Annotated in this window: 6 protein-coding genes and 1 pseudogene; 6 read left to right on the forward strand and 1 reads right to left on the reverse strand. The window is 39.0% G+C overall.

Going from position 1 to position 7,674, the window contains the following annotated elements; all coding sequences use genetic code 11:
• The 3 genes from Q2T41_RS19350 to Q2T41_RS19360 are packed head-to-tail and all read left to right on the forward strand — an operon-like array spanning window position 1 to window position 3,111.
• On the forward strand, window positions 1-2,187 hold the full coding sequence (locus Q2T41_RS19350) for an amino acid ABC transporter substrate-binding protein (RefSeq protein ID WP_304435012.1): 2,187 nt from the start codon (window positions 1-3) through the stop codon (window positions 2,185-2,187).
• Window position 2,188: 1 nt separating this feature from the next.
• A complete protein-coding gene (locus Q2T41_RS19355; protein WP_304435011.1) occupies window positions 2,189-2,593 on the forward strand; it encodes an OsmC family protein in 405 nt (134 codons plus the stop codon).
• Window positions 2,581-3,111, forward strand: a complete 531-nt coding sequence (locus Q2T41_RS19360; protein WP_304435010.1) for a DUF922 domain-containing protein — start codon at window positions 2,581-2,583, stop codon at window positions 3,109-3,111. Before Q2T41_RS19355 ends, Q2T41_RS19360 begins: the two co-directional genes overlap by 13 nt.
• 64 nt (window positions 3,112-3,175) lie before the next feature.
• Here the strand turns inward: Q2T41_RS19360 and Q2T41_RS19365 are convergent, their stop codons facing one another.
• Window positions 3,176-4,045 (reverse strand): hydroxypyruvate isomerase family protein, encoded by an 870-nt coding sequence (locus tag Q2T41_RS19365; RefSeq protein WP_304435009.1) that lies wholly within the window; start codon window positions 4,043-4,045, stop codon window positions 3,176-3,178.
• 48 nt (window positions 4,046-4,093) lie between these two features.
• Between Q2T41_RS19365 and Q2T41_RS19370 the strand changes: the two genes are divergently transcribed.
• From Q2T41_RS19370 to yidC, 3 genes and pseudogenes are all read left to right on the forward strand, one after another.
• On the forward strand, window positions 4,094-4,327 hold the full coding sequence (locus tag Q2T41_RS19370; RefSeq protein ID WP_304435008.1) for a DUF3820 family protein: 234 nt from the start codon (window positions 4,094-4,096) through the stop codon (window positions 4,325-4,327).
• 59 nt (window positions 4,328-4,386) lie between these two features.
• Window positions 4,387-6,023, forward strand: a pseudogene (gene pyrG, locus Q2T41_RS19375) (CTP synthase).
• A 68-nt stretch (window positions 6,024-6,091) separates the two neighbouring features.
• A partial coding sequence (gene yidC, locus Q2T41_RS19380) for a membrane protein insertase YidC (RefSeq protein ID WP_304437505.1) occupies window positions 6,092-7,674 on the forward strand: 1,583 nt, incomplete at its 3' end.

The following is a 7,674-nucleotide window of genomic DNA, read 5'->3' on the forward strand; positions in this document are numbered from 1 at the left end:
ATGAAATATATAGTAAATCAGCTTTATCTAATTTGTGCTTTTTGCTTTTTGGTTTCGTGTACCGCATTGGGCCAAAAGTTCAATACACATGAAGTAAAATCCGGAGAGACCTTGGAGAGTATTTCCAAGATGTATGGTGTTTCCCCTGCTAATATTTTACAGTACAATAAAGAGATTAAAGCTGGTCAAGCTTTAAGGCCAAATACAATATTGGTCGTTCCGGGGGCAAAAGTCGCTTCCCGGACTACAGATGCCGTATCGGTACTCAATAAGAATATAATGCAGGATTCCGCCACTGCTAGGGAGCCTATCGGGTTTACTACACACAGGGTAAGAAAAAAGGAAACTATATTTGGAATTACCCAGCAGTATAAGATTACGGAAGATGAGCTCAAAAAATATAATAAGGTACTGTATGCTTCTCCGCTTCAGAAAAGGATGGAACTGCGCATTCCAAAATTTAAGGCACCTGCTGTGGTAGAAAATCCTTTGAATTCTGATGATTATGAAAAGTATATCGTTGCACCAAAGGAGACAAGATGGAGTATTGCCCATAAATATGGAATAACCATTGACAGTATGTTGGTGCTTAACCCTGGCTTGTCCAAGACAAACAATTATTTGTCCGAAGGGTATGAACTGTTAATGCCAAAAATTGCGGGCAGTACAGTTTCTAATCAGGTAACGGAGCTTTTTATTTCTTACACCGTACCTGCTAAAATGAATTTTTATAGACTGGAACAGGAATTTGGTGTAAAGTCCGATGAAATAGTTCGCTTAAATCCGGAAATTACCGAACGTGGTGGACTTAAGGAGGGTATGGTTATTAGAATTCCGGAAAAAAAGGTTGATCCCGGTGTCATTAATACCGATAATTACATCTTCTATGAGGTAAAGCCAAAACAGAATGAATTCAGGTTGACCAGAAAATTTGGAATGACATGGGCAGAACTTACCCAACTGAACCCAGATTTAAAGGATGGTCTAAAGGCTGGTATGATCTTGAAATTGCCAAAGGACAATGTGGGGGATTATGAAGTGCGTAATTCGTTGGTTTTGGACAAGGTTAATTTATTGGATAGCATCAATGTAGCCATTACACCTAAAGTTTTGTTCCTATTGCCGTTTCGTTTAGATAAGTTGAATTTGGCGGATAAAGAAGGGACGGAAAAAGTAATTGATTCCAGAAATAGTTTAAAATATAGTCTTGGGCTTTATTCCGGGGCATTGGTGGCAATAGATTCCTTGCAGTCCTTGGGCGTTTCTGTCAATGTGAAAACTTTGGACAATCAGTTGGACCTACTGCATACCAAAAACATACTTCAGGCAGAAAATTTAGGAAGTTACAATGCCATTTTTGGACCATTGGATATTGCTTCCTTAAAGGAAACTGCTGTGCAGGCCTCCAAATACAATATTCCTGTAGTAGCGCCTGTTCCCGCAAAGAGCGATATAAGTCTGGACAACGTATTTTTCTCCTATACCAATGAAGATGTGCTGGTAGATCATATGTTGGATTATGTGGAAGGAACACATACCAATGAAACCATTTTGGTAATTGCCGATGAAAAAAGCAGGAATAGGCAAAAGGCAATTTTGGACCATTTCCCTACTGCCAAGGTTGTTGTAGTCAAGGAAGAGGAAAAAAATATAGGTATTAATAGGGATAAGTTACAGACCTTACTTTCAAATAAGGTTCCAAACTGGGTTTTTGTAGAATCGGAAAATTATAGATTGGTTGCCAGTGTGGTATCCATTTTAAATTCCTTCAACAATACAGCTTTTGACCCCCTGTCAGACAAGGATAAGGTAAAGGTGCGCATGTTTACAACAGATATGAATTCTGCATTTGAAAACGATGTTATATCCAACACTCATCTATCCAATTTAAATTTCACCTATCCATCGGTAAATCGTGTGGTGGGCAATAATTCATTTGTGGAACGTTACAGAAAACGTTTTGGTGACGATCCGGACCGTTATGCGGTAAGAGGCTTTGACCTGACCTATGATTTGTTGTTGAAACTAGCCTATAAAAATGATTTGATAGATATATCAAGGTTTATTGGAGAAACGGAATATAACGGCAATAAGTTCGATTATGAACGTAAGGGAATTTCCGGTTATTATAACCAAGCTTCCTATATCATGATGATGGATGATTTAAGAATAAAGGAATTGAAATAACATGACGGCAAAAGTAACCTATAACGGCAATTTAAGAACAGAATGTATACATGTAAAATCCGGTAGTTCCTTTGTAACGGACGCCCCTGTTGACAATAATGGTCTGGGGCAAGCATTTTCGCCTACCGATACCGTAGCCACGGGTTTGGCAAGCTGCTTGCTCACTATGATGGGCATTAAGGCAAAAGGTTTGGAAGTTGCATTAGAGGGTTCTACAGCGGATGTAACCAAACATATGTCCCCTTCGCCAAGAAGAATTTCAAAAATTGAAGTAGAGCTACATTTACCGGCTCAAGTTTCGGGTAAAGACAGGAAAATATTGGAACATACGGCCAATACCTGTCCCGTGCTATACAGCCTTCATCCTGATATAGAGAAAGTAATAACCTATCATTGGGATCTATAAATCATATTAAGCTCGGAGTGCTATTCCTGTTGGCTCAGGTTGTATGGGTCTATGGCCAAGAGCAAATACCTTGGAGTCCGGATTTCAGACTAAATTGGGCTAATTTTAAAGGAGATGTGCCTAATGGGGCAAATGCGGCTGCCACTACCGCAAGTGGTATTAGCTATGATTTTTCTACTTATCATGAAGGCGGGGATATGAAGGTGAACTTTAATGTGCATGCTTATTTTTATCCTACACGTTCTTGGTATAGGCCAACAGTTTGTAATGACAATACCTTATTGCACGAACAACTGCATTTTGATATTACAGAACTTTATGCTCGAAAGCTCAGAACGCGTCTGCAAAATGCAAGTTTTGGAAAGAATATAAAGGAGGAAGTGCGCAAAATATATAAGGCTACTTTACGTCAGTTAAATGATTTTCAGAACAAATATGATGCAGAGACCAATTATTCCAGGAATTTAACCGTTCAGGAAAGATGGGTGGGCGAGATTGAAGCTGTTTTAAAACAATAATTTTTATAAGCAAAAAAGGCACCTTTAGAAAGATGCCTTTTTTTGAAAACTCTTAGGAAGCTATTTATACATCGCAAATGGTAACCCCCTGTTTTAAGGCGGCTAGTTTGTCTTCCCAGCTGGGCACAAATTCCTGTGCCACATGACCTGTGTAACCGGTTTCAACAATAGCTTTCATTACGGCAGGATAAAATATTTCCTGGGTCTCATCAATTTCATGACGACCAGGGTTGCCTCCCGTATGATAGTGACCATAATATTGGTGATAGTCTTGGATATTCCTAATAATATCACCTTCCATAATTTGCATGTGGTAGATATCATATAATAATTTAAAATTTTCAGAACCTATGGTTTCACAAAGAGAAACGCCCCATTCAGAGGTGTCGCACATATAATCCTTATGGTTGATCTTACTGTTTAAAAGTTCCATTTGCAAAACTACACCGTGTTTTTCGGCCAATGGCATCAATTGTTTTAGTCCCTTTGCACAGTTACGTAAGCCTACCATATCGTCCATACCATTTCTATTTCCGCTAAAACAAATAAGATTGGTATATCCGGCCTCGGCAACCAAAGGGATTACGCGCTCATAATCTGCAATAAGTTCATCATGAAGTTTTGGGTCGTTCCAGCCTTCAACAATACCTTTGCCAGCCCCCCAACACATGGAGGCATGAATATTGTATTTTTTTAATAAAGGAAACTCGTCCGGACCTACCAGGTCAATGGATCTAATGTCCATTGCTACCAAATGTTTAAGAAAATCTTCAAAAGGAATGGAATCATAGCACCAATAACATACGCTATGGTTAATATTGTATTTTAATTTAGGGGATAGATTTTTATTTTCATTGTTGGCCATTACTGCTGAGGTTGTTAAGAAACCAACAGAGGCAGCTGCTGATGTTCCAATAAAATTTCTTCTTTTCATGTTGTATAAGTTGATGATTCCTTAAAGATAATTTTTTTAGATTTAAAAATGGAAATTAATTTAGACAAGCAAAAACTTATAGAATTGGCCCATTATAGAATGCCTTTTGGTAAATATAAAGGGCGGTACTTAATAGATTTGCCGGAACCTTATTTAATTTGGTTTCAGCAAAAAGGATTTCCTGTTGGAAAATTGGGAGAATTATTGAAATCTACGTTGGAAATACGAGTAAATGGGCTAGAATCCATAATTCGAAAAATACAAAAACATTTTCCTAGGTAAATCCGTCAAGTTCTGTCCTCAATTTGTAACTTTGTGTCCCGTAACATAGAATTCGATACATGGCACAAACCAAATACATCTTCGTTACGGGAGGCGTTACTTCATCATTAGGAAAAGGCATTATTGCAGCCTCTTTGGCGAAATTACTGCAGTCTCGCGGCTACAAAACTACCATTCAAAAATTGGATCCCTATATCAACGTAGATCCAGGAACGTTAAACCCTTATGAGCATGGCGAATGTTATGTGACCGATGACGGAGCGGAAACAGATTTGGATTTGGGGCATTATGAACGATTTTTAAACGTTCGTACCTCACAGGCCAATAATGTTACTACGGGTAGAATATACCAAAGCGTAATCCAAAAAGAGCGTAGAGGCGAATTTCTAGGGAAAACGGTACAAGTAGTTCCTCATATTACCAATGAAATCAAGGAGCGCGTTCAGGTTTTGGGCAAAAGTGGCGAGTATGATATTGTTATTACTGAGATAGGGGGAACTGTTGGTGATATTGAATCGTTACCATATATAGAGGCGGTTAGGCAATTACTGTGGGAGCTTGGAGATAATAATGCCATTGTAATTCACCTGACATTGGTGCCTTATCTTTCCGCTGCGGGCGAATTGAAAACAAAGCCTACACAGCACTCGGTCAAGACCTTAATGGAAAGTGGTATCAAGGCAGATATTTTAGTCTGCCGTACAGAGCATCAAATTTCTGATGAGATAAAGGATAAATTGGCACTTTTTTGTAACGTAAAGCGTGAAGCTGTCATTCAAAGTATAGATGCATCTACTATATATGATGTACCATTATTGATGCAGGAAGAAGGTTTGGATACCGTGACCCTACAAAAATTGGCATTACCAAATACCGTTGAGCCTGATTTGGACCGTTGGAACGAATTTTTGCAACGCCATAAAAACCCAAAAAATGAAGTAACCATTGGGTTGGTGGGTAAATATGTTGAATTGCAAGATTCCTATAAATCTATTTTAGAGGCATTTATACATGCAGGAGCATCTAATGAGGTAAGGGTCAATGTAAAATCTGTACATTCTGAATATCTTACGGTTTCCAATTATAAAACGAAACTCAAAGGACTGGACGGCATTTTGGTTGCTCCAGGATTTGGGGAGCGTGGTATAGAAGGGAAGGTAAAGGCCGTGGAATTTGCCAGAACAATGAAAATTCCATTTTTTGGAATTTGTTTGGGAATGCAGATGGCGGTTATTGAATTTTCCAGAAATGTATTGCAATTGGCCAATGCAAATTCTACCGAAATGGATGAAAATACACCAGACCCGGTCATCAGTATCATGGAAGAGCAAAAAACAATTACCGATAAAGGAGGTACCATGCGTTTAGGTGCGTGGGATTGTGATCTTAAAGAAGGTAGTTTGGTGCGGGAAGTGTATGGTGGCGCAGCGCAAATATCAGAGCGTCATCGTCATAGGTATGAATTTAACAATGCGTACTTGGATAAATTGGAACATGCCGGCTTGATCGCTACGGGGTTCAATAAAAAAACCAACTTGGTGGAGATTGTAGAGGCTAAGGACCATCCTTGGTTTATTGGTGTTCAATATCACCCGAATATAAGAGTACCGTGGCTAATCCCCATCCGCTTTTTGTGGGATTTGTTAAAGCGGCCCTGGCATATAAAAAATCACAAACTAATGCCACATTGGCATAAACATTATTTTTGGGCATATATTTGCTGTCTTGAATTTGTAATATTCCCAATTAATTTAGAATTACCTCATGGAAGAAAAGAAATTTGATGTTAACTCCATTATTGGCTTTGTGCTGATTTTTGGAATACTCATCTTTATGTTTTACCAAAATCAACCTACCCCAGAGGAGTTGGCGGCGGAAAAAGCTAAACAGGAACAGGTAGAAGCCGCCAAAGCAGCGGAAAAAACTACGGAGACCCTTAGTACTGAAGTTCAACAATTAGATTTACAGGATTCTACCGCCGTAGCTACGTACCAAGGAAAACTTGGGGCATTTGGTTTTACCAAACCGTCCAATGATATAACCACATTGGAAAATGAAGTGCTGTTATTGAAAATAAGCAATAAGGGTGGACAGATCGTAGAGGCGAAAATGAAAAATTTCGTAACCTATGATTCTGTTCCTGTGTATTTGGTCAAGGATGGTAACGCCTCGTTTGGTCTTGATTTTTCCACGACAGATAACAGGGTTTTGAATACCAAGGACCTTTATTTTGAGCCTACTTTGAGCAAGGCCAACGGTAACCAAATATTATCGTTAAAAGCTAAAACGGCCAACAATCAGTACCTTGAATACAGGTATGAAATGAAACCAAATGAGTATTTGGTAGATTTTCAGATTAAGACAAAAGGTTTGGACAATGTGATCAGTTCCAATAAGCCAATTGAATTGGACTGGGCGTTAAAAGGTATTCGCCACTCCAAGAGCATAGAATATGAAAATAGATATACCCGGTTGACCTACAATCATGAGGATGATAAAATCAGTAAGTTGTCCGAGGGGAGTGATGACGAGGAAACAGAGGAGGATATTAAATGGATATCTTATAGACAACACTTTTTCAGCAGTATTTTAGCTGCGGACGAGCCATTTAAATCCGGTGAACTTGCTTCGGTCAATTTGGTAGAGGAGGAAAGTAGAACATTTGGTTTTACCAAGGCGTATTCCTCAAAACTTCCTATAGAATTGGAAGGTGGTGAAATAGCCAAGGATTTGCATTGGTATTTTGGTCCTACGGATGTTGAGGTACTTTCCAAGTACGAGGATTTGGGCTTAGAGGATTCCATACCGTTTGGTTGGGGTATTTTTGGTTGGATCAACCGTTATGTATTTACTCCGTTTTATTCGTTGATAAGTACCTATTTTCCTTATGGTATAGCTATTGTTATTATGACCATTTTAGTCCGTTTGGCAATGTCTCCCGTGACCTATAAATCGTACTTGTCCCAAGCAAAAATGAAGGTTTTAAAACCAGAAATTACTGAACTTGGTGAAAAGTATAAGGACAACGCAATGAAGAAGCAGCAAGAGACGATGAAGCTGTATGGTAAGGCAGGGGTGAGTCCTATGAGCGGTTGTATCCCGGCGGTTATACAAATGCCCATTTTCTACGCATTGTTCATGTTCTTCCCGACTTCGTTCGCGCTGCGTCAAAAATCGTTCTTATGGGCAGATGACCTTTCCTCATTTGATACTATCTATCAATTTCCAGAAGGATTTTCAATACCTTTTTATGGTGATCATGTAAGTCTGTTCCCAATATTGGCTTCTATTGCCATATTCTTTTATATGATGATGACCACTGGCAGAACATGCCAACGCAACCTGGT

It is taken from the genome of Maribacter confluentis, assembly GCF_030505015.1.
Lineage (GTDB): Bacteria > Bacteroidota > Bacteroidia > Flavobacteriales > Flavobacteriaceae > Maribacter > Maribacter sedimenticola.

Excerpts from the sequence above, each read along its gene's own strand:
- Q2T41_RS19350 (WP_304435012.1), top strand. The coding sequence starts at position 1 with ATGAAATATATAGTAAATCAGCTTTATCTAATTTGTGCTTTTTGCTTT.
- Q2T41_RS19355 (WP_304435011.1), top strand. The coding sequence starts at position 2,189 with ATGACGGCAAAAGTAACCTATAACGGCAATTTAAGAACAGAATGTATA.
- Q2T41_RS19365 (WP_304435009.1), bottom strand. The coding sequence starts at position 4,045 with ATGAAAAGAAGAAATTTTATTGGAACATCAGCAGCTGCCTCTGTTGGT.
- Q2T41_RS19370 (WP_304435008.1), top strand. The coding sequence starts at position 4,094 with ATGGAAATTAATTTAGACAAGCAAAAACTTATAGAATTGGCCCATTAT.